The 23,874-nt window shown below is 64.1% G+C and carries 17 protein-coding genes and 1 pseudogene; all 18 read left to right on the top strand.

Annotated features, from left to right (window positions below):
* Positions 1–407 precede the first annotated feature (407 nt).
* The 18 genes and pseudogenes from P9220_RS26935 to P9220_RS27020 all read left to right on the top strand — a co-directional run bounded on the left by P9220_RS26935 (position 408) and on the right by P9220_RS27020 (position 23,814).
* Complete coding sequence (locus tag P9220_RS26935; protein WP_309768902.1) at positions 408–1,193, top strand: SDR family oxidoreductase; 786 nt, start codon at positions 408–410, stop codon at positions 1,191–1,193.
* Positions 1,194–1,240: 47 nt separating this feature from the next.
* Positions 1,241–2,575, top strand: a complete 1,335-nt coding sequence (locus tag P9220_RS26940) for an MFS transporter (protein ID WP_309768903.1) — start codon at positions 1,241–1,243, stop codon at positions 2,573–2,575.
* A 212-nt stretch (positions 2,576–2,787) separates the two neighbouring features.
* A complete protein-coding gene (locus P9220_RS26945; protein WP_309768904.1) occupies positions 2,788–4,992 on the top strand; it encodes a TonB-dependent receptor in 2,205 nt (734 codons plus the stop codon).
* 25 nt (positions 4,993–5,017) lie between these two features.
* On the top strand, positions 5,018–5,293 hold the full coding sequence (locus P9220_RS26950) for a DUF3649 domain-containing protein (RefSeq protein WP_309768905.1): 276 nt from the start codon (positions 5,018–5,020) through the stop codon (positions 5,291–5,293).
* Between the two features lie 41 nt (positions 5,294–5,334).
* Entirely contained in the window at positions 5,335–6,909 is a 1,575-nt protein-coding gene (locus tag P9220_RS26955) for a PepSY-associated TM helix domain-containing protein (protein WP_309768948.1), read from the top strand.
* Positions 6,909–7,172, top strand: coding sequence for a DUF3325 domain-containing protein (locus tag P9220_RS26960; RefSeq protein ID WP_309768949.1), 264 nt, complete (start codon positions 6,909–6,911; stop codon positions 7,170–7,172). The genes P9220_RS26955 and P9220_RS26960 overlap by 1 nt, the downstream gene beginning before the upstream one ends.
* A 144-nt stretch (positions 7,173–7,316) precedes the next feature.
* On the top strand, positions 7,317–8,057 hold the full coding sequence (locus tag P9220_RS26965) for a GntR family transcriptional regulator (protein ID WP_309768906.1): 741 nt from the start codon (positions 7,317–7,319) through the stop codon (positions 8,055–8,057).
* A gap of 32 nt (positions 8,058–8,089) precedes the next feature.
* On the top strand, positions 8,090–8,896 hold the full coding sequence (locus tag P9220_RS26970) for an SDR family oxidoreductase (RefSeq protein ID WP_309768907.1): 807 nt from the start codon (positions 8,090–8,092) through the stop codon (positions 8,894–8,896).
* A gap of 21 nt (positions 8,897–8,917) precedes the next feature.
* Positions 8,918–9,850, top strand: coding sequence for a 3-keto-5-aminohexanoate cleavage protein (locus P9220_RS26975; protein ID WP_309768908.1), 933 nt, complete (start codon positions 8,918–8,920; stop codon positions 9,848–9,850).
* Between the two features lie 52 nt (positions 9,851–9,902).
* The gene (locus P9220_RS26980) at positions 9,903–10,649 is read left to right on the top strand and encodes an N-acyl homoserine lactonase family protein (protein WP_309768950.1); all 747 of its coding nucleotides are present in this window, start codon (positions 9,903–9,905) and stop codon (positions 10,647–10,649) included.
* A gap of 56 nt (positions 10,650–10,705) precedes the next feature.
* A complete protein-coding gene (locus P9220_RS26985; RefSeq protein WP_309768909.1) occupies positions 10,706–11,833 on the top strand; it encodes a sugar ABC transporter substrate-binding protein in 1,128 nt (375 codons plus the stop codon).
* Positions 11,834–11,858: 25 nt separating this feature from the next.
* Positions 11,859–13,400, top strand: coding sequence for a sugar ABC transporter ATP-binding protein (locus P9220_RS26990; RefSeq protein ID WP_309768910.1), 1,542 nt, complete (start codon positions 11,859–11,861; stop codon positions 13,398–13,400).
* Positions 13,401–13,427: 27 nt separating this feature from the next.
* Positions 13,428–15,527, top strand: a complete 2,100-nt coding sequence (locus P9220_RS26995) for an ABC transporter permease (protein ID WP_309768911.1) — start codon at positions 13,428–13,430, stop codon at positions 15,525–15,527.
* Positions 15,528–15,547: 20 nt separating this feature from the next.
* Entirely contained in the window at positions 15,548–16,489 is a 942-nt protein-coding gene (locus tag P9220_RS27000) for a 3-hydroxyacyl-CoA dehydrogenase (protein ID WP_309768912.1), read from the top strand.
* A gap of 24 nt (positions 16,490–16,513) precedes the next feature.
* Complete coding sequence (locus P9220_RS27005) at positions 16,514–17,416, top strand: SMP-30/gluconolactonase/LRE family protein (RefSeq protein WP_309768913.1); 903 nt, start codon at positions 16,514–16,516, stop codon at positions 17,414–17,416.
* Positions 17,417–17,566: 150 nt separating this feature from the next.
* Positions 17,567–20,067: pseudogene (locus tag P9220_RS27010) on the top strand (glycogen/starch/alpha-glucan phosphorylase).
* Positions 20,060–22,153 (top strand): isoamylase, encoded by a 2,094-nt coding sequence (locus P9220_RS27015; RefSeq protein ID WP_309768914.1) that lies wholly within the window; start codon positions 20,060–20,062, stop codon positions 22,151–22,153. Before P9220_RS27010 ends, P9220_RS27015 begins: the two are co-directional and overlap by 8 nt.
* A gap of 71 nt (positions 22,154–22,224) precedes the next feature.
* On the top strand, positions 22,225–23,814 hold the full coding sequence (locus P9220_RS27020) for a TrkA C-terminal domain-containing protein (protein ID WP_309768915.1): 1,590 nt from the start codon (positions 22,225–22,227) through the stop codon (positions 23,812–23,814).
* The last annotated feature ends 60 nt before the right edge of the window (positions 23,815–23,874 follow it).

Raw genomic sequence — 23,874 nt, forward strand, 5'->3', positions numbered from 1 at the left:
AGCGGAAGGGGCGGTCAGAGGCGATGGCGAATGCTTCGCGCACCGAACTATCTGAATCGGTGTGTAGTTATAAAAGGGCTTTCCTGCGCTAGACGGCACACTCACGTTTTATAGAATTTTCGCCCTGAAAGGTCTAGTACAAATTCTCGACAGTCGATAGTTCGACTGAATAATATGAATGCGCCGTCATCGCCGGGCAACCGGCATGCTGTGCTGCAACAACGCGCGAAGGTTGCCGCGCCACGGCTGCGAATGTTGCCGGTTGGCGAGCCATTGCGCCGCGAAGGTATAACCGTCTCTCATACCCCTATCGCAAATCGTCAATATTAGGGCGGCCGTATTTTAGCTAGATTCGCTAGTTAGTACGAAAGCCGCACTGGACGAAAACATACAAGGGGACGAGATCGATGAATCAGGAAGCACGCCCGCAGGCAATGCGGGTCGCCATTGTGACGGGCGCGGGAAGCGGCATCGGCAGCGCGACGGTGCACGCGCTCGCCGACGATGGCTGGCATGTCGCGCTCGCGGGCCGTCGACGGGACGCGCTCGATGCCGTCATCCGCAGCTACGCGGAGCGTCACCCGCAAGCCGCCGACCGCCTGCTCGCCATCGCCACCGATGTCGCCGATTCCGCATCGGTGCAACATCTCTTCGAAACGGTGCAGCGCCGCTTCGGCCGGCTCGATCTGCTCTTCAACAACGCAGGCATCGGCGTGGAAGGCGTATCGGTAGAAGATCTGTCGATCGAGCGCTTCAGAAACATGCTCGATATCAACGTCACCGGGACACTGCTGTGCACGCAGGCCGCGTTTCGTCAGATGCGAGCACAAGAGCCGGGCGGCGGCCGGATCATCAATAACGGCTCCCTGTCGGCGCATACGCCGCGTCTTCATTCCGCCGATTACACCGCGAGCAAGCATGCGGTGAGCGGCCTCACGAAAGCATGCGCGCTCGATGGCCGCAAATACGACATCGCCGTGTGCCAGATCGATTTCGGCAACGTGCTGACGGAAATGGCCGCGAAGATGCAGGGCGGCGTGCTGCAGGCAAACGGCGAACGCGCGCCAGAACCGACAATGGACCTGACGCATGCGGCGCGCTCGGTCGCCCATATGGCGAGCCTGCCGCTCGAAGCGAACGTTCAGTTCATGACCGTCATGGCGACGAAGATGCCGTTCATCGGACGCGGCTGAAGCACCCGGCATCACAGACTAAAACAATCATTCGACGGAGACACACCATGCTCGATACCCTCGCGGACGTCGGCTCTAAAGCCAGCGCGCCCGATGAAGCGCGCATCTTCAACAAGGTGACGTGGCGCATCGTCCCGCTCATTCTCGCGTGCTTCGTGGCGGCTTATCTGGACCGCGTCAACATCAGTTTCGCCAAGCTGCAGATGCAGTCGCAACTCGGCCTGAGCGAAGCGGCATACGGTCTCGGCGCGAGCGTGTTCTTCATCGGCTATCTGCTGTTCGAGATTCCCAGCAACGCGATCATGGTGCGCACCGGCGCGCGGCGCTGGATCGCGCGCATCATGATTTCGTGGGGCCTGGCATCGGCCGCGATGATGTTCGTGCGCGACGAGACGTGGTTCTACATTCTGCGCTTTCTGCTCGGCACGCTCGAAGCCGGCTTCGTGCCGGGCGTGCTGTACTTCTACACGCAATGGTTTCCGGCCGAGCGGCGCGGACGCATGAACTCGCTGTTCTTCGGCGCCATCGCGCTGTGCGGGATCATCGGCGGACCCATCTCCGGCGGCATCCTCAAGTTCTTCGACGGCGTCAACGGCATGCCCGGATGGCAGTGGCTGTTCCTGCTCGAAGGATTGCCGTCTATTGCGCTCGGCCTGATGGTGCTCTTCGTGCTCGACGACCGCGTCGAGGATGCCAAGTGGCTCACGCCCGCCGAAAAGAGCCTGCTTTCCGCGATCATCGCGCGTGACCGCAAGGTGGACAGCACGCATTCGTTCATGGTCGCGTTGCGCCGGCCGGTGATCTATCTGTTCTCACTGATCTACTTCGGGCTGTGCATGGGCATCTATGGCTTCCTCTTCTGGATGCCGCAGCTCGTGAAAAGCGCGGGCAATAGCGATCCGCTCGTCATCGGTCTCATCACGATGATTCCATATCTCGCCGCGATGGTCGGCACCGTGGTCATCAGCCGCAGCTCCGACCGCACCGGCGAGCGACGCTGGCATCTGACCGGCTGCGCGCTGGCTGCCGCGTTCGGCTATCTGATCAGCGCCGCATGGCCGACGAGCACCGTGCTGCTCGTGCTCGGCCTCAGCATTTCGGCGACGGGGGTCATCGCTTCGTTCGGCATCTTCTGGATGTTCCCGGCGCGCATCCTCACAGGCGCCGCGGCGGCGGCCGGGCTTGCGCTGATCAACTCACTCGGGCAGTTCGGCGGCATCGTCGCGCCGTACATGGTCGGCAAGGTCAAGGACGTGCTCGGCAGCGCGTCGATGGGCCTGTATGCGATCGCCGTCGTCTGCATCTTCACCGCGGCGCTGATCGCGTGGGCCATGCCGCACAAGATCCGTTTCCGCGACGCCCGCACGGCGCGCGCCGAATAAACCCATCCCTCACCGCCGCGCCACGTGAGAACGTGGCGCTGGCCGGCCGCATCGCCTCCCCGCCGCTTTCCAGCAACAAACGCCCCGCTTCGTCAAGTCGCCGCAACAATTCTTTACCGCAAATCGCTCGCTTGCCCTACAATTGCGAACGATTCTCAATTCGCGGCGACGTTCGACCTGCCGTCCTATCATTCAGCACAAGTCAAAGAACAATGTCTCAACGGGTAATCGAAGCGCCGCGCAGCCGGCGCACGGGGGTATCGCGGGCGGCGCGCAGCCTCTTCGTCGGTGTGGTGGGCGTCGCGGCGACGATCGCGGCGCCGGGCGTGGCGATCGCGCAGGAAGCGGCGGCACCGGAATCGGGCGCGGCGGGTTCGTCCACGGTTCTGCCGGCGGTCGTCGTGAAAAGCACGGCGACAACCGACCAGTTGCCCGCGCCGTACGCGGGCGGCCAGGTCGCGCGGGGCGGCGGCATCGGCGTGCTGGGGACATCGAACGTGATGGATCAGCCGTTCAACACGACCAACTACACCGAGCAGGCGATGCAGGACATCCAGGCCCGCACGCTCGGCGATATCGTCGTGAACAACGCGTCGGTGCGTACGCAGCAAAGCAGCGGCGGTTTCGGCGATGTCTTCGAGATTCGCGGCTTCGACGTACAGGCAACCGATGTGGCGCTCAACGGTCTCTACGGCATGGTGTCGGCCGCGAAGATGCCGGTGAATCTCGCCGAGCGCGTGGAGGTGCTGCAAGGGCCCGGCTCGCTGATGTACGGCATGGGACCGTCGGGCAGCATCGGCGGTGCGATCAACATCGTGACGAAGCGCGCCGACGACGAACCGTTGACGCGTCTCACCGCGCTCTACCAGTCGAAGGGACAGTTCGGCGTGGCCGCCGACGTGGGCCGCCGCTTCGGCGATGAAGGGCAGTGGGGCATCCGCGTGAACGGCCAGATCAAGGACGGCCAGACGGGCATCGCGCACGGCAATCAGCTTCAGGGCGATGGCGCCATCGGCCTCGATTATCGCGGCAAGCAGCTGCGCTGGTCTTTCGACGCCTACAACGTCTCCGAGAACACCGATGAAGTCCGCTCGCAGATCGGCTTCGGCACGGCAACCGCAATACCGGCCGCGCCGTCGGGCTATGCGAACCTGTATCCCGGCTCGAAGCTGAAGCTGCGTGATACGGCGGTGGTGACGCGTCTCGAGTACGACATCAATCGCTACGTCACCGTGTATGGCGCAGCGGGCGAGCACTACGGCACGTCCGAGCAGAACTTTCCGTACGCGAGCGGCATGACGGCCGCAGGCGCGTTCAACGTGACCAACGGCTATTACGACGCGTATAACCGCACCAAAACGGTCGATGCCGGCCTGCGCTTTCACTTCGATACATTCGGCGTGAAGCACACGCTTGTCACTGGCGTGACATCGCTGAATCAGGAACAGGGCTATTTCTACGCGCTCGGGTCTCAATCCGTGGCGTCGAGCCTGTATAACCCCACGCCGCTCCTGCCGATGGACGTCGCGCGCGGCGATGCGCAACGCAGCAGCCAATTGCGACTCAACAGCCAGCAGATCATCGATACCATGTCGTTCTTCGACGACCGCCTGCTGCTCACGGGCGGCTTCCGTCGACAGACCATCGGTCTCGATAACTACGATCCGACGAGCGGCGCGCAGACGAGTTCTATCGACCAGCAAGCGATCACGCCGCTCGCGGGCATCGTGTTCAAGCCGGTGTCGAACATCTCGGTGTACGGCAACTTCACATCCGGCCTCACGAACGGCGACACCGCGCCGGCCGGCACGGCCAACGCGGGGCAGGCGTTCGCGCCGTACAAGTCGAATCAATACGAAGCGGGCGTGAAGGCGGACTGGGGCCGCGTGCTGACATCGATCTCGGTGTTCCAGATCAGCCGGCCGAACGGCGTCACGAATCCGACGACCAACATCTACGGCTACGACGGCAAGACGCGCATACGCGGCCTCGAACTCGCCGCGTATGGCGAAGTGTTCCGCCACCTGCGCCTGATGGCGAGCGCGACGTTCTACGATCCGAAGCTCGAAGGCACCGAAGGCGGCGCGAACGACGGCAACGATCCTGTCGGCGTGCCCAAATTCGCGTTCAATCTCGGCGCGGATTACGACTTGCCGTGGGTTCCGGGACTGAGCGTCAACGGCCGCATCATCCACACGGGCGCGCAGTACTACAACGCCAGCAACACGCTGCGGCTGCCTTCATGGACGCGTTACGACCTCGGCGTGCGCTATGGCATGCGGGTCATCGGCAAGGACGTGATCCTGCGCGCGAACGTCGAGAACCTGTTCGGCAGCCGCTACTGGATTCAGCAAGGCACGTACGTGACGAACGCCGCGCCGCGCACGCTGTTGCTCTCGGCTGAATTCAACTTCTGAGGCTGAAAGCGCAAGAGACTGGCCGATGAAAGCCGCACCCCTGATCTCGCGTATCGTCGCTGCGATGTTCGGCGGCTATGCGCTGGCCGCGCTCACCAGCGTGGCCGCGCTCGCCTTGCCGATCGACAAGACGCAAGCCGTGCTCACCGGCATGCTGCTGAGTTTCATCGTCTATGCCTGCGCGGTGATCTGGGTGTTCGCCGTGCGAAGCGCGATGCGCGCGTGGTGCGGCCTTCTCGTCGGCGCAGCGCCGCTATTGATCGCGGCGGCGAGCGTGTGGCTAGCGGGAAGCGCATCGTGAGACGAGCCGCCGATATCAAGCCGCGCGGCATCCGTCAGACGATGTCCGACCTGCATACGTGGGCGGGCCTGCTCGTCGGCTGGATTCTCTACGCGATGTTTCTGACCGGCACGGTCAGCTACTTCAAGGACGAGACTTCGCAGTGGATGCGCCCTGAAGCGCCGCCGCAACGCGCGACGGTGGATGCGGCACAAGCGGCGCAGCGCGTGGCCGCCACGCTCGGCGCCCTGGCAGCGGGAAGCACGCAATGGAGCTTCGATCTGCCTTCCGATCGCTCGAACGTGATGAGCGCCTTCTGGCGTGTACCGCATGCGACGCCGGGCAAGCGCGCGTTCCAGGAAGGCACCTTCGACGCATCGACTGGACTCCGAACTAAATCGCGCGACACGCTCGGCGGCGAGTTCTTCTATCGCTTCCACTTTCAGTTCTATTACATGCCGCCGCTGTGGGGCCGCTGGATCGCGGGCTTCTGCGCGATGTTCATGCTCGTGGCCATCGTGAGCGGCGTCATCACGCACAAGAAGATTTTCGTCGACTTCTTCACGTTTCGCGGGGGCAAGGGCCAGCGTTCATGGCTCGATGCGCACAACGCGCTCTCGGTGTTCGGCCTGCCATTTCACGCGATGATCACGTACACCGGCCTCGTCACCCTGATGACGCTGTACATGCCGTGGGGCGCGCAGACCGCCTTCAGGACGCCCGCGCAACGCCAGGCGATGACCGCACAGAGGAGCGCATTCATTCAGCCGGGCAAGCCGAGTGGCAAGCCGGCGCCGCTTGCACCCGTCGATGCGATGGTCCGCCAGGCGCAGGCGCGCTGGGGTCAGGACAACGTGGGGCGCGTGACGGTCACGCTTCCCGGCGATGCGGACGCACGCGTCGCCGTATCGCGTGGAGAAGCGGCGCGCGTGTCGATGAGTCCGCAATACATGCTGTTCGATGGCGTCAGCGGCAAGCTGATCGACGTGAAGGAACACGTCGGCGGCGCCGCGCAAACGCGTGGCGTGCTGTATGCGCTGCATCTCGGACGCTTCAGCGATCTGCACTTGCGCTGGCTCTATTTCCTCGTGAGCCTGGGCGGCGCCGCAATGGTCGGCACCGGGCTCGTCATGTGGACCGTCAAGCGCCGTCAGAAGCTGCGCGATCCCGCGCGGCCACATTTCGGGTTCTGGCTCGTCGAGCGATTGAACATCGCGAGCATCGCGGGACTTTCCGTTGCGATGACGGCGTACTTATGGGCGAATCGGCTGCTGCCCGTTGCGATGGGGGATCGCGCGAATGCGGAAGTGAACGTGTTCTTCGCGGTGTGGAGCGCGGCGCTGCTCCATGCGATGACGCGACCGGCGAGACGGGCATGGATCGAATTGCTTGGGCTCGCGGCTGCGTTGCTTGCGCTGCTGCCCCTGCTCAATGCGGTCACGACACAACGGCCGCTGTGGCGCAGCATCGCGGAAGGCGACTGGGTGTTCGCCGGCTTCGAACTGATGCTTTGGGTGTTTGCCGCGCTGCATGGGCTACTCGCGTGGCGCGTTGCGCGTGATCGTCCTCGCGCCGGAGCTTCCACGCGCGATCGAACCGTCGTCATGGATCGTGAACGCGAGAAGGAGAGCGCGTGATGCACGTTGTCGCGTTTCTCTGCTGCGTCGCTTCGTTCGCGTGCCTCGCCCTCGCGATGGAGCGCCACCAGACGCCGCTCACGCGCGCTCATGCGCTCAGCGTCCGCATTGCGGGATGGTGCGGTCTCGCGCTTGCGCTCGTCATCATCGTCGCGCATGAGGGATGGGCAACGGGACTCGTTCGCTATAGCGGAGACACGAGTCTGGGCGCGGGCGTCGTCTATCTCGCGCTGATAGCGTACGAGCGTTTGCGTCCGCGTTAGGCACACCGCATCTGCGCAGTGCGCGTTTTCCCCTAGCGAAACTTCGTTGACGCTCGACCGATCCCGGCCCAGAATTCAGTCATCGCACTGTGATCACAGGTCACAGATTCCGCAGCGCACTGTCAAGCAGAGGACCGGAAACGCATGTCGCCGACACGCTCCGCAACGGATCTTCCCGCGTTGGAACTCGTGGCAAGGGAAACGATGGCCGGTCGCGTCTATGCGCAACTGCGCGAGGCGATCATGACCGGACGCTTCGCGCCGGGCCAGTTATTGAGCCTGCGCAGCGTGGCGGAAGCGGTCGGTTCATCGACGATGCCGGTGCGCGCCGCGCTCACGCGGCTGCAAGCGGAAGGCGCATTGATCGACGGACCGGGCCGCGCGCTGATGGTCCCTCCCATGACGCTGGAACTGCTCGGCGAACTGCGCGACGTGCGCGTGGCACTCGAAGGCGCAGTCGCGAAGCGTGCCGCATCACGCATGACGCGCGCGCATCTCACCGCGCTGCAAGCCGTCTACGACGTGATGGACGCGCATGTCGAAGCGGGCGACGTCCCCGCTTATCTGCGCAGCAATTTCGAATTTCATATCGCCATCTACACGCACGGCGCGAGCGACATCACGCTTGCGACGATCCAGAACCTGTGGATGCGCATCGGTCCGTTCCTGAATCTCGTCGCACCCGACATTCCGCACATGCGGCGTTCGATGACGGCGCATCGCCATATCGTCGAAGCGCTGTGGCGCGGCGATGGCGAAGGCGCGCGCGCGGGCATCGAAGAGGATATCGGCGATGCGGCGGCGGACCTGGCTGAGCGTCTGCAGGGCGTGGAACAAGGCAACGAGGAAAGCAGCACGAAAGGCGGCGCACAGGCGAGCGCCTAGCAGACAACGACTAAAACAATCGGAGACGACGAATGACGGTTCTTCAAATGTTGAAACCGCAGGCGGGCTTGCGCGTGCTCATCACAGGCGGCGCATCGGGCATCGGGCTCGTGATCGCACGGGCTTTCACGGATGCCGGCGCGCGCGTGCATGTCTGCGATGCGAGCCCGGACGCAATCGATGCGCTTGCCAAAGCCGAAGCGGGCGCAGAGTCGAACGCGATCACCGCCACCCACGCCGATGTTTCGGATCGCGAAGCAGTGGAGCGGGTCTTCGCCGACGTGCAAAGCCAGCTAGGCGGCCTCGACGTGCTCGTGAATAACGCCGGCATTGCGGGACCGACGGGCGGTATCGAGGAAATCGACGTGAAGGAGTGGGAAGACACCGTCGACGTCAATCTCAACGCGCAGTTCTACTTCGCGCGGCGCGCGGTGCCGCTCTTGCGCGAGGCGCCGAATGGCGGGGCGATCATCGCGTTGTCGTCGGTGGCGGGCAGGCTCGGCTATGCATTCAGGACGCCGTATGCCGCGACGAAATGGGCCGTGGTCGGCATGGTGAAGAGTCTCGCCATCGAGCTTGGACCGACGAACATCCGCGTCAACGCGATTCAGCCGGGCATCGTGAAAGGTCCGCGCATCGAGCGCGTGATCGCCGCGCGTGCGAAGCAGATGAATCTCTCGTACGAAGACATGGAGAAGCAGTATCTCGCCAAGATTTCGCTGCGCCGCATGACGACGCCCGAAGAAGTCGCGGCCACCACGCTCTTCCTGTGCTCGCCGGCCGGCAGCGGCATCTCGGGACAGGCCATCTCCGTGTGCGGCAACGTCGAAGTGCTTTGATACAAGGAACCAGAGGATCACATGGCAACCAAACGCAAGGTCATCATCACATGCGCGCCGACCGGTGCGATCCACACGCCGTCCATGTCGCCGTATCTTCCGGTGACGCCGCAGGAGATCGGCGATGCGGCGCTCGCTGCCGCCAGGGAAGGCGCGGCGATCCTTCACCTGCACGCGCGCGATCCGAACGACGGTCGTCCGACGCAAGATCCCGCCGTGTTTCAGGAGTTCCTGCCGCGCATCAAGGCGGAGACGGATGCGGTCATCAACATCACCACGGGCGGCAGTCCGCATATGACCGTTGCGGAGCGCCTGAAGCCCGCGCATCACTTCAAGCCGGAAGTCGCCTCGCTCAACATGGGGTCGATGAACTTCGGCCTCTATCCGATGCTCGAGCGCTTCAGGGAACTGAAGCACGACTGGGAACGCAAGCATCTGGAAAACAGCCGCGATCTCGTCTTCAAGAACACGTTCGCGGATATCGAATACATCCTCACTTCGTGCAGCGCGAACGGCACGCGCTTCGAGTACGAGTGCTACGACATCTCGCATCTGTATAACCTCGCGCATTTCGTCGATCGCGGACTCGCGAAGCCGCCGTTCTTCGTGCAGAGCGTGTTCGGCCTCCTGGGCGGCATCGGGCCGCACCCGGAAGACCTCGCGCATATGCGCCGCACGGCGGACCGCCTCTTCGGCAAGGACTATGTCTGGTCGATCCTCGGCGCGGGCCGCAATCAGATCACGCTCGGCTCGATGGGCGTCGCGCAGGGATCGAACGTGCGCGTGGGTCTCGAAGATTCGCTGTGGATCGAGCCGGGCAAGCTCGCCGAATCCAGCGCCGCGCAAGTGCGCAAGATCAGGCAGGTGATCGAAGGGCTGTCGCTCGACATCGCGACACCCGACGAAGCGCGCGAGATGCTGCAACTGAAGGGCGGGAGCGACACCAACTTCTGATGCGGAGGGCATCGTGAACGACAGTGCAAGGCGCAAGCTCAAGGTAGTCGCCATGCCGACGGGCTGGCTCACCGTCGATCGCTCGTCGCAGGTCTACGGCCGGTATTTCGGACAGCAGATCAAAGTGCCGGTGTGGTCCACGGCGATCGTCGGGGCTTCGATGAAGATCGTCGTGGATACGGGCATCCACGATCCGGGCTGGGTATCGAACTTCGTCTGTCCGTGCGATCAGGCGCCGGAAGAGCGGCTCGAACGCGCGCTGAAAGAGTACGTGGGATGGAGCGCGGACGACGTTGATATCGTCATCAACACGCATCTGCATTACGACCATTCGGGCGGCAACACGCTCTTTCGCAATGCGCGCTTCATCGTGCAGGCGGCCGAGTGGGAATACGCGGGGCGTCCGTTGCCGACGCAGGCCACGTATTACCAGGAGTTTCTGATCGGACGCGAACCGCTCGCCTACTTCCGCTGGCAATTCGCGCACGGGGTGACGGATATCGTTCCCGGCGTGCGCGTGGTGCCGACGCCGGGGCATACGCCCGGCCATCAGTCGGTGGCGGTGGATACGGAAGAAGGCGTCGTGCTGATCGCCGGCGACTGCGCGAACTGCATGGAGAACATCGTCGATCTCGTGCCGGTTGGCATCGTGCATGAAACGCTGGCGGAAATGAGTTCGCTCACGCGCATCCGGCAGATCGCGGACTTCGTGATTCCCGGACACGATCCGAACGTGGCGCCGGGAAGCGCGGGCATCGCACTGCCTGCGAGCGCGCGTCTGCCGCATGTATCGAAGTAAGCCGAAAGGCACGAGCAGCAAGTCGGGATACCAATAACGAAGGACCGGAGGAAGACATGAAAGCATGGACGCATTCGATTCGTCTTGCGAGCCGGGCGGCGCTCGGCATCGCGTTCGCGACGGCGCTCGGGGTGTCGGCGCACGCCGAGGCGGCGGGCAAGTACAAGGTCTTCTTGTCGATGAGCTACGTCGGCAACGACTGGCAGACAGAAGCCGCGAACATGGTGAAGGCGATGGCGAACACGCCTGCGCTGAAGGACAAGGTCGATCTCGAAGTGCAGGTCGCGGGCACCGACGCGCAGAAGCAGATTCAGCAGATCAACTCGATGGTGCAGGCGGGCGCGAAGGCGATCATCATCTATCCGATATCGCCGACGGCGCTCAATCGCGCGATCAAGAACGCCTGCTCGAAAGGCGTGGTCGTGGCCGCATACGACGCCGAAGTGACCGAGCCGTGCGCGCATAACGTGACCATCGACCAGCATCAGGCGGGCACCGTGACCGCCGAATGGCTCGCCAAGACGATCAACGGCAAGGGCAACATCGTGATGATCAACGGTGTGCCGGGAACGTCGGTGGACCGTGCACGCACGGAGGCCGCGAAGGCGGTGTTCGCGAAGCACCCCGACATCAAGATCGTCGCGGAAGGCACCGGCATGTGGAGCCAGGCGACGGCCAAGACCGAACTGTCCAAGATTCTCGCCACGAACAGCTGGGACAAGATCGACGGCCTGTGGATGCAGGTCGGCTGCTTCACGGCGGCGTCGATGCAACTGGAAGCGGGCGTCCCCGATGACAAGGTCAAGCCGTGCGCGGGCGAATCGTCGAACGGGCATCGCGTGCAGATGCTGCCGCCGGGCACGGTGAAGGGCGAGGGAAGCTATCGCTCGATCGGCTATCGCTCGATCTCGTATGGCGCGCCGCCGTACTCGGGTGCGATGGCGCTCAAGATGGCCGTGCAGAAGCTCGAAGGCAAGGAGTTTCCGCAGCGCGTGACGCTCAAGCTGCCGCTCGTGCTGACGAACGAATCGAAGCTCTGCAAGAGCGGCAGTATCGACGAACTGAAGGCGGGCTGCACCGCGTTCCCGCCGGACAAGGTGCCGCCGGGCTGGTTCGCCGACATCTATTCGGAAGACACGCGCGAAGTCGGGTTCAACGCGGCGCTCACCGGCAACCAGGACTGAAGCGGCGCACCGAAGGAGACGAGCAATGACGAGCGCATCCATGACTGACAGCGGCGCGCTGGCTATCGACGTCGCGAACGTGACCAAGCGCTTTGGCGCGACGGTCGCGCTCGACGGCGCGTCGTTCAAGGTCAGGCGCGGGACGGTGCACGCACTGCTCGGCGAAAACGGCGCGGGCAAGTCCACTACCGTGAAGCTGCTGTCCGGGCTGATGCAGCCGGACAGCGGCAGCATCCACGTGATGGGCAGCGAAGTGACGATGCGCGGCCCGAAGGACGCGCATCGCGCGGGCGTGCAGACTGCGTTCCAGGAGATGACCCTGGTGCGCGATCTGACGGTCGAGCAGAACCTGTTGATGTCATATGAACCGACGGGCCTCTTCGGGCGCATCAAGAAGCGCGAGGCGCAGCGGCAGGCATCCGAATGGCTCGAACGGCTCGAGCTGTCCGACATCCGCCCCGGCGCATATATTCGCGATCTCGCGCTGCCGGTGCGCCAGAAGATCGAGATTGCGAAGGCGATCGTTCGGGGTCCGAAAGTGCTGCTGCTCGACGAGCCGACGTCCGCGCTTTCCGGTGCGGATGTCGCGTGGCTCGCGCGCCGCATCGATGAACTGAAGGCAAGCGGCGTCACGTTCGTGTTCATCTCGCATCGCATGCAGGAAGTGCGCGAGTTCTGCGACAGCCTCACCGTGTATCGAAACGGGAAAGATGTCGGCGCGTTCGATGCCTCGGACATCTCGGACGAGGAAGTGATTCGCCTCGTCATCGGACGCTCGATGGAGGCGAAGTATCCGCCGAAGGTGACGCCGCCGGTGCGCACGCAAGCCTCGGCGCAGCCGCCCGCGATCGAAGCGCGCGGCATTCGTGTCGATGGCGTCGTGAGCGATTTCAATCTCACACTGAAGGCAGGCGAGGTGCACGGCATCGCGGCGCTTCAGGGCATGGGACAGCGCGAGCTCTTCGAAGCGCTGTTCGGCGCGGAGTATATCGACGAAGGGGAGATTCGCATCGACGGCCGGCCGGTCACGCTGACCTGCACCGCCGATTCGCTGAAGGCCGGCGTGGCGACGAGCTTCTTGCCCGAGGACCGCAAGACGGAAGGGCTGTTCCTGCGGCTGCCCGGCGGCGAAAACGTCTCGCTGCCGGTGATCGGACGCTATGCGCGTTTCGGCCTCATCGATCGCAGGCGCGAGCGCGCCGCCATCGCCAGATCGCTTGCGCAGATGGAAGTGAACCCGCGTGCGCTCTACAAGCCGTGTCTCTCGTTCTCGGGCGGCAATCAGCAGAAGATCGCGATGGCCAAGTGGCTGCTCACGCAAAGCCGCGTGTGGCTGATGTTCGATCCGACGCGCGGTATCGATGTCGGCACGAAGCACCAGATTTTCGTGCTGATGCGCGCCTTCGCGGCGGCGGGCGGCGCGGTGCTGTTTTATTCGACCGACGTGCCCGAGCTGGTGAACGTGTGCGATCGCGTGTCGGTGATGTATCGCGGGCGCAATGTCGGCGAGCTGGAAGGCGACGCGCTCACCGAAGAGAACGTCATGCGCAGGATGCTGTCGAGTTAAAGCGGTCAACGCTACGGAGAACGGAACATGAAGATTGCGATTGCGTCGCCCGAAAGCGAGATCGTGCGGCCGGGCGCGCGCGTGGGATGGGGCGCGCGCATCGATCATCATCGCGGGCTCATTATCGCGGTGAGCGCGCTCGTCGCGATGCTGGCCGCGTGGGTATCGCTGTCCGCGACGCCCGTGGGCATGTACGACATCGGCTCGGTCATTTCCAGTGCGACGACGCTGGCGCTCGCGGCCATCGGGCAGACCATCGTCGTGCTGTCGGGCGGCTTCGATTTGTCGGCGTCGGCGGTGGTGTCGCTCGCCAACGTGCTCGCGGTGCGCTTCGTCGCCGGCTCGCCGATGGAGCAATGGGCGGGCGCGGCGCTCATTCTTGCGATCGGCGGCGGCATCGGGCTCGTGAACGGTGCGCTGATCGCATGGTTCCGGCTGCAGTCCATCGTCGTCACGCTCGCGACCATGTTCATGGTGCAAGGCCTCACGCTGCTGATCCAAAACAAGCCGGGCGGCGCGGTAGGCGAGCAGTTCGGCGCATTCATCACGTCGGACCTGATCCCCGAGAAGCTGCCGATGTCGGCAGGCGTGCTGATCGTCGCGTTGCTGGTGTGGGCGTTCATCCGGCGCACGCGCTTCGGCGTCGGGCTGTATGCGCTCGGCAGCGACCCCGACGGCGCGTTCGCCAACGGCGTGCCGGTCACGCGCTATCGCATCGCAACGTATGCGCTCGCCGGCGTCTTCTACGCAGCGGCGGGCCTGTATGTGTCGGCGCAAACGGGCTCGGCCGATCCGCTCGTCGGCAGGCCGTTGCTGCTGTCGATGTTCACCGCCGTCGTGCTCGGCGGCACGTTGCTCGGCGGCGGGCGCGGCGGCTGCACGGGCACCGTGTTCGCGGCAATGACGCTGATGATTACCGTGAACATCCTGCTCGTGCTGAACGTGTCGGCGTTTTTCACGACGATCGCCGAAGCGGTCATCCTCATTCTCGCGGTGCTCGGTTCGTCGATCGGCAAGCAATCGGCAGCGCACGAATGCGCGCGCCACTCGGCGCAATGGCTCAAGGCGGTGCGAACGGGCACGCGTGCGAAAGACGACCGGCAGGCGCGCCGCGTATCGTTCGAAGTGAACGACTATCAGCCGATCAAGAACACGGAGTTGAAGGGCCGCGCGCTGTCGGACTGGATCGAGCGCAATCGCGAATGGGTCAAGTATGTGATGCCCGCGTATCTGCTGTTCATTGCGGTCGTGGCGGTGACGGGCGTGGTCTACGGGCCGGGCGTGCTCGCGAGCGCCGGCTTCTACAGCAGCTTGCTGACGCTCACGTTGTTCCTCGCGATTCTCGGTCTCGGCCAGGGCGCGGTCATTCTGACGGGCGGTCTCGATCTTTCGATGCCGTGGCTCATCACGCTGTCCGGCGTCTTGCTGACGGGTCTCACGCACGGCGTCAACGATGCCGCAGCGTGGGCGGTGCCGGTCGTGCTCGGCGTCGGCCTGCTGGTCGGCGTGTTCAACGGCGTGGGCGTCGTGATGCTCGGCCTGCCGCCCATCGTCGTGACGCTCGCGGCGAACGGCCTTCTGCAAGGACTCACGCTCATCTATTGCAACGGCTCGCCGCAAGGATGGTCGCCGTCCGCGATCAGCGAGTTCACCAACGGACGGCTCGGACCGCTGTCGCTCGCGGCGTGGAGCGTGCCGCTCTTTCTCGTCGTCGCGTTGCTGCTGCTGCATCGCACGCCGTTCGGCCGGCGCGTGTATGCGGTCGGCAATTCGCAAGTCGCCGCGCGGTTATCGGGCGTGCGCGTCGGTTCGACGCTGATTGCCGTCTACTGCCTCTCGGGTCTGTGTTCCGCCGTCGTCGGGCTGCTGCTTGCGGGCTTCAGTTCGCAGGCGTTCCTCGGCATGGGCGATCCGTACCTGCTGCCGTCGATTGCGGTCGTCGTCGTGGGCGGCGCGCTCATCACCGGGGGAAGGGGACATTATCTCGGCGTATTCGGAGGCGCGCTCTTGCTGACCGCGCTCGGCACCCTGCTCGCGGGCACGACCGTGCCTCCGGCGGTCAGGGACATCATCAACGGGCTCGTCGTGCTGGCCGCCGTCATCACACTGCGCGACAAGCGGGCCTGAAACTATCGAGGAAGCATCGAATGCAAGGAAGACACATCGCGGTCATCGGGTCGGGGCGCATCGGACGTGCGTGGGCCATCGTGTTCGCGCGCAACGGCTTCGCGGTCAGGATCCACGACGCTTCCAGCGACATGCTGGCGGGCGCGATCCCATCGATCCGCGAAAGCGTGGAAGACCTCGCGTCGTTCGGTCTCGTCGACGAATCCGTCGATACGATCGTCGCGCGCATCACGACATGCGACACGCTGGCCGAAACGGTCGCGGACGCCGATCTCGTGCAGGAGAACATCGCGGAAGTGGTGGAAGCGAAGCGCGCGCTGTTCGCCGAGCTGGATCGCCTGACGAAGCCCGGTGCACTGCTCGCGAGTTCGACTTCCGGCCTGCCGGCGTCGACGTTCACGGAAGGCCTGGAAGGACGTTCGCGTTGCCTCGTCGCGCATCCGGTGAACCCGCCGTCGCTCGTGCCGCTCGTGGAATTGTGCGGTGCGCCGTGGACCGATGCGCAGACGCTCGAGCGCGCGCGTGCGCTGTACGAGCAGGCAGGGCAGAAGCCCGTTTTCGTCAACCGCGAAATCTCGGGCTTCCTGCTGAACCGGCTGCAAGGCGCGGTCCTCGACGAAGCATTGAGCCTCTACGAGCAGGGCTATGCGAGCGCGGCCGATCTCGACACCGTCATGCGCGACGGCCTCGCGATGCGCTGGTCCTTCATGGGCCCGTTCGAGACCATCGACCTCAACGCGCCCGGCGGCGTCGCGGATTACGCGTCGCGTTATGGCGGCACGTATCGCAGCATCGCCGAGACGCGCAAGCCCTTCGCCTGGTCCGATGAAACGCTCGCGCGGCTGGCTGCCGAACGCCGCGCAGTGCTCGATGCGGACCGTATCGAAGAACGCAGCCGCTGGCGGGACCGTCGGCTGATGGCGCTGCTCGCGCATCGGCGGTCGCTGAAAGACGAGGGTTGATCCACAAAAACCAAGGAGACGGAGATGGCCGAAGTACGCTTGCTCGTGGACGCGAACAATCATCTGGGCGAAGGCCCGCTGTGGGACGTGCGGGAGGAACGGCTTTACTGGATCGACAGCACGGCCGCCGAAATCTATCGATGCCGCGCGGACGGCAGCGACGTCGAACGATTCTTCGTGCCGCGCCACATCGGTTCGATGGCGTTGCGCGAGAACGGCGGCGCGGTCGTCGCGCTCGCGAACGGCCTGCATTTTTACGACTTCGAATCGCAGACGGTCGAGTTCATCGCCGACCCGGAAGCCGACGATCCCGAAACGCGTTTCAACGACGGCAAGGTGGATCGCCGGGGCCGCTTCATCGCGGGCACCATGTCTTACGACTTCGACCGCTACTATGCGGACCGCGGCCAGCGTTCGACGCGCAGCGGCGGCCTGTACCGGCTCGATACGAACGGCAAGCTCGCGCGGCTCGACAGCGGCATCAGCTGTTCCAACGGGCCGTGCTGGAGCCCCGACAACCGCACGCTCTATTTCACCGATACATATAGCAAGGAGATGTACGCCTACGACTACGACATCGAAACGGGCGCGGCGACGAACCGGCGTCTCTTCGTATCGGCGCAAAACATGGCGGGCACGTTCGACGGCGCGACCGTCGATGAGGAAGGCTTCGTCTGGTCGGCGCTCGTGTTCGGCGGGCGCATCGTGCGCTTCGCGCCCGATGGCACGCTCGATCGCGTGGTGCCGTTTCCGGTGCGCAATCTCACGAGCGTGATGTTCGGCGGGCCGAATCTCGACACGCTCTACGTCACGACGATGGGCCGGCCGATGTGGGGCATTCCGCAGAAAGAACGCGACAAGGGCGGCTTGTTCGCGGTAACGGGACTCGGCGTGAAAGGCTTGCCGGAGCCGCGCTTCGCGGGCTGATCCGGTTTGTTTCGGGACGCGGCGGTCAAGCCGCCGCTGTTTCGCTCACGTCAACAACGCGCCTGCCGCGTAGAGTCGCGCATCGATTGGTAATCCCAAGAGGTTGGCATATTCTTTTTGAGTGAAAAGCCGACCGCGAGGAACCCGATCATGAACGATGATCTTGCAACACACGTGCGCGCCGATGCGAAGACCACCGCGGACGCCGTCACGAAAGGCTCCGCGTTGCAGGACGACGTGATCCGCAATCTCATCTCGCGGCAGGGGCGCTATCCGGATATCGCCACCGCGCACGACTGGTATCTCGCACTCGCCTACACCGTTCGCGATCGCATGCTCGCGCGCTGGGTCGCGTCGGCGAAAACGTACTCGACGCAGGGCGTCAAGGTCGCGTGCTATCTATCGGCCGAATTCCTGATCGGCCGCAGCTCGGCAATAACCTGCTCAATCTCGGACTCGAAGACGACGCCCGCAAGGCGATGTCCGCGCTCGGGCTCGATCTCGACGAACTCCTGGCAATCGAGGAAGAGCCGGGGCTCGGCAACGGCGGCCTGGGACGGCTCGCCGCGTGTTATCTGGATTCGCTGGCCTCGCTGGAGATTCCAGCCGTCGGCTATGGCATTCGCTACGAGTTCGGCATCTTCGATCAGGAAATCCGCGACGGCTGGCAAGCCGAGCGCACCGACAAGTGGCTCGAGAAAGGCAACGCGTGGGAGATCATTCGCCCCGAAGTGAGCTATTACGTCGGCTTCGGCGGGCAGACCCGGCATGAGACCGATGCGAACGGTCGTCTGCGCGTGCGGTGGATGCCCGCGCGGCAGGTGAAGGGCGTTGCATGCGACATGCCGATGCAGGGCTTTCGCGTCGATACCTGCAATCTTCTGCGCCTGTGGAAAAGCGAGGCGGTCGAGTCCTTCGACTTCGAGGACTTCAACGCAGGCGAATACTACGACGCCGTGCAGGAAAAGGTCCACTCCGAGACGCTTTCGAAGGTGCTTTACCCGAATGACGAACCGGCCATCGGCAAGCGCCTGCGTCTTGCGCAACAGTACTTCTTCGTGTCGTGCTCGCTGCAGGACATGCTGCGTGTGATGGACATTACCAGGACGCCGATCGAAGATTTCGCGGACCACTTCGCGGTGCAGCTCAACGATACGCACCCTTCGATCGCCGTGGCCGAACTCATGCGCCTTCTCGTCGACGTGCGCGAGCTTTCATGGGACGCGGCATGGTCGATCACGCAGCGCACCTTTGCTTATACGAATCACACGCTTCTGCCCGAAGCGCTGGAAACATGGGGTCTTCCGCTGTTTCAGAGCCAGTCGCCGCGGCTGCTCGAAATCATCTATGAGATCAATCGCCGCTTTCTCGATGACGTGCGCCGCGCGTTTCCCGGCGATGAAGCGCGCGTCGCCCGCATGTCGCTGATCGACGAGGCGGGCGACAAGAAAGTTCGCATGGCGCATCTCGCGACGGTCGGCAGTCATGCGGTGAACGGTGTCGCCGAATTGCACTCGGAGTTATTGAAGCAGACGGTGATGCGCGACTTCGCGGACATGTTCCCGGAGCGCTTCCTTAACGTGACCAACGGCGTCACGCCGCGCCGTTTCCTGATGCTGAGTAATCCGGGCCTCGTGCGGCTGCTGGACAAGACGATCGGTGACGAGTGGAAGAACGACCTCGCGCGTCTCGGCGCGCTCGCCGCCCATGCCGACGACCCCGCGTTCCACGACGCATGGCGCGCGATCCGGCGCGACAACAAGGCGGCGCTTGCATTGCGCATCCAGAAGACGGCCGGCATCGATGCCGATCCGGAGATGCTCTTCGACGTTCAGGTGAAGCGCATCCATGAGTACAAGCGGCAGCATCTGAACGCGCTTTACATCATCGCGCTCTACAGGCGGCTGTGCCGCGATCCCGATCTCCCGACCGCGCCGCGCTGCTTCATCTTCGGAGGAAAGGCCGCGCCGGGCTATGCGATGGCGAAGCTCATCATCCGTCTGATTACGGGCGTGGCGGAAGTCGTCAACCATGATCCGGCGATTCGCGGCCGCATCAAGGTCGTGTTCTATCCGGACTTCAACGTGAAGCACGGCCACTGGATCTACCCGGCCGCCGACTTGTCGGAGCAGATTTCGACGGCGGGCAAGGAAGCATCCGGTACGGGGAACATGAAGTTCATGATGAACGGCGCGCTGACCATCGGCACACTGGATGGAGCGAACGTCGAGATTCGCGAGGAAGCCGGCGCGGAAAACTTCTTCCTCTTCGGGCTGACCGCGCAACAGGTCGAGGACAAGAAGCGCGAGGGTTATCGCCCGCAGCAGTACGTCGAATCCAACGACGAATTGCGCGACGCGCTCGAACAGATCGCGCAGGGACGCTTCTCGCGCGGCGATACGAACATGTTCCGCCCGCTGCTCGACAACCTGCTGCATCACGATCCGTTCCTCGTGCTCGCCGATTTCGCGGATTACGCCGCCTGCCAGGAGCGCGTGAGCGAAGCATGGCGCGACGTGCGGCAGTGGACGCGCATGTCGATCATCAACACCGCGCGTTCGGGCAAGTTCTCGTCGGATCGCGCGATCATGGAATATTGCGAGCGCATCTGGGAAGCGCGCGCGGTGAGGATCGACCTTGCTCATGCGTGACGCACACGCGGGCCGGGTGTATCGCACACAGCGTGGCTCGCGATTTCCTCCGGGCGCGACGGCGATGCCGGGCGGCGTCAACTTCTGCGTGTTCTGCCGGTACGCGTCGCACATGGACTTGCTGCTGTTCGCTTCGGTAGAAAGCATCGAGCCATTTCAGGTGGTCACGCTCATGCCCGAAGAAAACCGCACGTTCTATTACTGGCACGTTTTCATCGAAGCGCTGCCGGTTCATTGCTGCTATACATGGCGCGCGCATGGCGCACACGGCTTGCCCCAAATGGACGACGAAGCCGCGAGCCGCAAGCAGCTGCTCGATCCGAACGCGCGTGCCGTCAGCGACCGCTTCCATGATCGCCGGCAGGCCGCCGATGCGGCGGGCGACGAGCGCGCGTCGATGCGGGCCATCGTCACCGAGCCGTTGAATGCGCCTGCAAGCACCGAAGCGCGCACGCTCGACGACGCCATCATCTATGAGCTGCATGTCGGCGGTTTCACGCGGCACGCATCGAGCGGCGTCGGGCATCCGGGGACATTTGCGGCGCTCATCGAAAAAATCCCTTATTTGCAGGCGCTCGGCGTCACGCACGTCGAACTGCTGCCGGTCATGGCCTTCGACGAGCAGGATGTTCCCGCGCCCGCCGCGCAAAGCGGGCTGCGCAACTTCTGGGGCTACAGCACGCATAGCTTTCATAGCCCGCATCCGCGTTATTGCGTGGACCCGCACCGCGCGCCGCAGGAGTTTCGCGCGCTCGTCGATGCGCTCCATGCGGCGGGCATTCGCGTGCTGCTGGACGTGGTGTTCAATCACACGTCCGAAGCGGGCGTCACAGGGCCGGTGATCAACTTCAAGGCGCTGGCGAACGACATCTTCTATATGACCGACCGCGACGATCCGCGCCATTACCGCGACTTCACCGGCTGCGGCAACACGGTCAACTGCAATCATCCGCTGGTGTCGGCGTTCATTCTTCGAAGCCTCGAATACTGGGTGCGCGAACTCGGCGTCGATGGCTTTCGCTTCGACCTCGCGAGCATCTTCACGCGCGGCGAACGCGGCGAGCTGCTCGGCACGCCGCCGTTGCCGTGGGCGATGGAGGCGTCGCCGGTGCTCGCGCGCGTGCCGTTGATCGCCGAGGCATGGGATGCGGCGGGGCTGTATCACGTGGGCGCGTTCCCCGGCATGGCGTGGGCGGAATGGAACGGGCGCTATCGCGATGCGATCCGCCGCTTCGTGCGCGGCGATCCGGGCCTGATCGGTCAAGTATGTACGTGCATGGCGGGAAGCGCCGATCTCTATCAGCACGATGGGCGCCTGCCCGCGAGCAGCATCAACTTCGTGACGAGTCACGACGGCTTCACGCTGCGCGATCTCGTGACCTACGAGTCGAAGCACAACGAGGCCAATGGTGAAGGCAATCGCGATGGCACGAACGACAACCTCTCGTGGAACTGCGGCATCGAGGGCGATACGAGCGATGCGGCGATCACGCGCATGCGTCATCGGCAGGCGCGCAACCTCATGGCGATTCTGCTGCTGAGCCAGGGCGTGCCGATGATCCTCGCCGGCGATGAAGTCCTGCGCAGCCAGCGCGGCAACAACAACGCGTTCTGCCAGGACAACGCGCTCTCGTGGCTGGACTGGAACTTCACGGACGACGGCCTTGCGATGCTGCGTTTCGTGCGCGAACTCATCGCGCTGCGCAAGCGTCATCCGAGCTTGCGGCGCCGCACGTTTCTCACGGGACGTCCCGCGCCCGGACAGCATCATGCCGATGTCGCATGGCATGGCGAGCGGCTCGGCGAACCCGCCTGGCACGATCCCCACGCGCGCTTCGTCGCGTTCACGCTGGCAGGGACGGTGGCGGACGAAGCGATGCTGCATATCGCGCTCAATATGAACGACGATGCGCGCACGGCCGCACTTCCTGATATAGATGGCCTAAGCTGGCGCCGCATCGTCAATACGGCTGCCGAGCCGCCACACGATATCGTTTCGCAAAACGAAACATTGGACGATATACGCGATTCGATTCGTGTGGAAGCGCGCAGCGTGGTCGTGCTCGAATCGCATCGATTCGACTGACGCATTGCGCTGGACTGTGCCGTATCGAACGTCTTTAATAACTAGGACGCTGCGCATCGACAGGAGGCCGCATGGACGCAGTCAGAACCTTCCTCGAGAATCAGTCGCTGTTCGCGCTGTTTCTGACCATCGCGCTCGGCTATCTGATCGGCGAAATCAACATCAAGGGCGTGGCGCTCGGCTCCGGTGCGGTGCTGTTCGTCGGGCTCGCCGTGGGCGCGTTCGCGCCGAAGTCCGCGCCGCCCGCGCTGCTCGGCACCCTCGGGCTGCTGTTGTTCCTGTATTGCATCGGCATTCAATACGGCGCGCAATTCTTCAAGGGCCTCACGAGCCGGGAGGGCGCGAAAGCGAACGCGGCCGCGTGCGTCGGCGTGATCGTCGCGGGCCTCGTGTCGTGCGCGTTCATTCCGCTCGGCATCAGGCTCGCCGATGCGCTCGGGATGTTCGCCGGCAGCGGCACCAGCACGGCGAGCCTGCAAGTCGCGATTGCATCGATGAAAAGCAACGACGCTGCGGTTGCGTATAGCGTCGCCTATCCGTTCGGCGTGGCCGGCCCCATTCTGTTGCTGTATGCGCTGAACGTCCTGCTGAAGGTGAAGATAGAGAAGCCGCCGGCAAAACTGCTGGAAACCGCGGAGATTGCGTTGAGAAACGAGAGCTTCTTCGGTCTCACGCTCGCCCAACTCACCGCGCGTCTGCCGGCCGGCGTGACGATCGCAGCGGTGCGGCGCGAGCATCACAACCAGTTGCCCGCTGACGATTTCATCCTGCGTTCCGACGATGTGCTGCTCGCCACCGGCACCGATCGCCGTCTGCTCGAACAGGCCACCGCGCTATGCGGCGAGTTGCAGACGGGGCGGCTCACGAGCCGTCGCGAGGACCTCGACTATATGCGCGTGTTCGCATCGAATCCGGCGGTCGTCGGCATGACGCTCGGCAATCTCCGCTTTCCCGATGGCGTGAAGTGCGCGGTAGCTCACGTGCGACGCGGCGACGCCGATCTCCTGTCGACGCCCGATCTCGTGATCGAAGCAGGCGATCGCGTCGGCCTGCTCGTCAATCGCGCGCATCAGGCGACCATCCGCGCATTCTTCGGCGATTCGATCAAGAGCACGGCCGATCTCAGCTTCATCTGTCTCGGCATCGGCGCGGCGGCGGGCTTGCTGATCGGCGCGCTGCCGCTGCCGGTGCCGGGCCTCGGCGCGTTCAGCCTCGGGCTCGCGGCGCTGCTGCTGCTCGCGCTGTGCCTCGGCAAGCTCAGGCGCAACGGCCCGTTCGTCTGGGTCATGCCGCTCTCCGCGAATCTCGTGCTGCGCAATCTCGGACTCACGATCTTCCTCGCGCAGGTCGGCATCTCGTGCGGGCCGAAATTCATCGCGACGGTCGGCACCGCTGGCCCGCTGCTGCTGCTCTACGGCGCGATCACCCTGGTGGTGCTCGTGGGCGTCACGGCCGCATGCTGCCTGTGGATCTTCAGGCTGCCGTTCGATACGACCGTGGGCGTCATCTGCGGCGCGACGGGCAATCCGGCCATCCTCGCGTTCGCCAATCGCATCGCGCCGACGGAACAGCCCGACATCATGTACGCGATGATTTTCCCGTCGATGACCATCGTCAAAGTGCTTTTCGTGCAGATCGCCATATCGCTCGCGAGCGGCTAACGCGCGGGGCCGCGGCCACATATCAGGGAGGGCATCATGGAAGTCGCGATTTTCAGTTCG

Source organism: Caballeronia sp. LZ016 (assembly GCF_031450805.1).
Classification (GTDB): domain Bacteria; phylum Pseudomonadota; class Gammaproteobacteria; order Burkholderiales; family Burkholderiaceae; genus Caballeronia.

Coding starts and splice junctions, on each gene's coding strand:
- P9220_RS26935 (WP_309768902.1), top strand. CDS start 408: ATGAATCAGGAAGCACGCCCGCAGGCAATGCGGGTCGCCATTGTGACG.
- P9220_RS26940 (WP_309768903.1), top strand. CDS start 1,241: ATGCTCGATACCCTCGCGGACGTCGGCTCTAAAGCCAGCGCGCCCGAT.
- P9220_RS26945 (WP_309768904.1), top strand. CDS start 2,788: ATGTCTCAACGGGTAATCGAAGCGCCGCGCAGCCGGCGCACGGGGGTA.
- P9220_RS26950 (WP_309768905.1), top strand. CDS start 5,018: ATGAAAGCCGCACCCCTGATCTCGCGTATCGTCGCTGCGATGTTCGGC.
- P9220_RS26955 (WP_309768948.1), top strand. CDS start 5,335: ATGTCCGACCTGCATACGTGGGCGGGCCTGCTCGTCGGCTGGATTCTC.
- P9220_RS26960 (WP_309768949.1), top strand. CDS start 6,909: ATGCACGTTGTCGCGTTTCTCTGCTGCGTCGCTTCGTTCGCGTGCCTC.
- P9220_RS26965 (WP_309768906.1), top strand. CDS start 7,317: ATGTCGCCGACACGCTCCGCAACGGATCTTCCCGCGTTGGAACTCGTG.
- P9220_RS26970 (WP_309768907.1), top strand. CDS start 8,090: ATGACGGTTCTTCAAATGTTGAAACCGCAGGCGGGCTTGCGCGTGCTC.
- P9220_RS26975 (WP_309768908.1), top strand. CDS start 8,918: ATGGCAACCAAACGCAAGGTCATCATCACATGCGCGCCGACCGGTGCG.
- P9220_RS26980 (WP_309768950.1), top strand. CDS start 9,903: ATGCCGACGGGCTGGCTCACCGTCGATCGCTCGTCGCAGGTCTACGGC.
- P9220_RS26985 (WP_309768909.1), top strand. CDS start 10,706: ATGAAAGCATGGACGCATTCGATTCGTCTTGCGAGCCGGGCGGCGCTC.
- P9220_RS26990 (WP_309768910.1), top strand. CDS start 11,859: ATGACGAGCGCATCCATGACTGACAGCGGCGCGCTGGCTATCGACGTC.
- P9220_RS26995 (WP_309768911.1), top strand. CDS start 13,428: ATGAAGATTGCGATTGCGTCGCCCGAAAGCGAGATCGTGCGGCCGGGC.
- P9220_RS27000 (WP_309768912.1), top strand. CDS start 15,548: ATGCAAGGAAGACACATCGCGGTCATCGGGTCGGGGCGCATCGGACGT.
- P9220_RS27005 (WP_309768913.1), top strand. CDS start 16,514: ATGGCCGAAGTACGCTTGCTCGTGGACGCGAACAATCATCTGGGCGAA.
- P9220_RS27015 (WP_309768914.1), top strand. CDS start 20,060: ATGCGTGACGCACACGCGGGCCGGGTGTATCGCACACAGCGTGGCTCG.
- P9220_RS27020 (WP_309768915.1), top strand. CDS start 22,225: ATGGACGCAGTCAGAACCTTCCTCGAGAATCAGTCGCTGTTCGCGCTG.